At 71.1% G+C, this 1,777-nt stretch carries 2 protein-coding genes; both read left to right on the forward strand.

Annotation, left to right across the window (positions count from 1 at the left end; translation table 11 throughout):
• On the forward strand, nt 1–242 hold a 242-nt coding region (locus VOI19_RS19020; protein ID WP_323794497.1), incomplete at its 5' end, for a hypothetical protein.
• A gap of 113 nt (nt 243–355) precedes the next feature.
• Nucleotides 356–1,777: molybdopterin-dependent oxidoreductase (locus VOI19_RS19025; RefSeq protein WP_323794498.1), on the forward strand; the 1,422-nt coding region annotated here is incomplete at its 3' end.

Genomic DNA, 1,777 nt, shown 5'->3' on the forward strand with positions numbered 1-1,777 from the left:
TGTGGCACGCCGAGAGCCTGGTCGAGATCTTCCCCGAGATCGTCGACTACCTCGACTCCCGCTACGTCGCGGCCCGCCGCGACGGCGGCCTGCGCCTGCGCGCGGTCGACGGCACCTACCCCGACCTCGACCTCTCCGACGACGACCTGCTGCTCGCCGCAGAGGCGCTGCTGTCGCGCGAGTACCGCCACGCGCTCTTCGAGCAGACCATCGCGCCGGCGATCGAGCGCCTCACCGCCTGACCAAACACGCCCAGCCGCACACAGGCACACCCAGGCACACGAGCAGGTGGCCCGCCGGCGCCCGAGTGGTGCGCCTCACCCATCCACACCTGCCGCCGTGACGAACCTTCTACATGACGTCTCGCAAGCTCTATGCCCTGTTCGGCCTGCTCGCGACCCTGCTCGGGATGGCGGTGGGGCACCTCGTCGCCTCGTTGATGAAGCCGGACTCCTCCCCGGTGCTCGCCGTGGGTTCCGCCATCATCGCGCTGACGCCCCAGCCCGTCGCCAGCTGGGCCATCGCGCAGTTCGGCAACGCAGACAAGCCGATCCTGATCGGCTCCGTCTTCGCCGGGGTGCTGGCTCTTGCCGCCGTGGCCGGGCTCCTCACCCGCCGCCGGTTCGCCTTCGGCGCGGGGCTGGTGGTGGCCCTCGTGACCGTCGCGGGCATCGCCGTCGCGACGCGCCCCGGCTTCGAGGCCTTCGACATCGTGCCCGCCCTCCTCACCGCCGCGGCCGGCGTTGGCTCCTTATGGTGGATGCATCGCGCCGCCCAGGGTCTGCCGCTCGACCCCCGGGCCACTGCTGATGCTGCTGACGGTGCTGATGGGGAGGACTCAGCTGCCGCTGCCGGTCCCGCCGGCGGTGCTCACCGCAGCCACGGCAGTTCCGCCTCCCGCCGTACGGTGCTGATCACCACCGGCATCGTCGCCGGAGCCGCGCTCGTCCTCGGTTCGGCCGGCCGCTTCATCGGCAACGTGCGCGCCCGCGCCGAGAACATCGCGCTGCCTTCCCCCGCTCCCGGCGAGGCCGCACCGGCCCTGCCCACCGGCCTCGAGGCCGAGTTCCCCGAGATAACCCCGCTCCAGGTCAGCCGCGCCGACTTCTACCGCGTCGACACCCGCCTCGACGTGCCGGTCGTCGACTCCGAGGGCTGGACCCTCACCGTCGACGGCGACGTCGAGAACGAGCTGACCATCACCTTCGACGAGCTGCTCGAGATGCCGATGGTCGAGCGCGACATCACCCTGACCTGCGTGTCCAACAGCGTCGGCGGCAAGTTCGTCGGCGGCGCCCGCTGGCTCGGCGTGCCCCTCAAGGACATCCTCGACCGCGCCGGCGTGGGATCGAAGGCCGACCAGATCCTCTCCACCGACTTCGACGGGATGACGATCAGCACCCCCCTCGAGCTGGCGACCGACGGTCGCGAGGCCCTGATCGTCGTCGGCATGAACGGCGAGCCGCTCCCGCGCGAGCACGGCTTCCCGGTGCGCATGGTGATCCCCGGCCTCTACGGCTTCATCAGCGCGACCAAGTGGCTCACCAAGCTCACCCTGACGACGTACGCCGAGCAGGAGGCGTACTGGACCGAGAAGGGGTGGGGCACGATCACCCCGATCAAGCCCTCCACGCGCATCGACACCCCGCGAGTGCTCACCACCGTCGGCGGCGACGACCTCCTGATCGGCGGCGTCGCCTGGGCCCAGAACGACGGCGGCGTGAAGACCGTGCAGGTGCAGGTCGACGGAGGCCGCTGGCAGGACGCCGAGATCGGC

Origin of the sequence: Nocardioides sp. (assembly GCF_034670285.1) — a bacterium.
In the GTDB taxonomy this organism is placed as follows: domain Bacteria; phylum Actinomycetota; class Actinomycetes; order Propionibacteriales; family Nocardioidaceae; genus Nocardioides.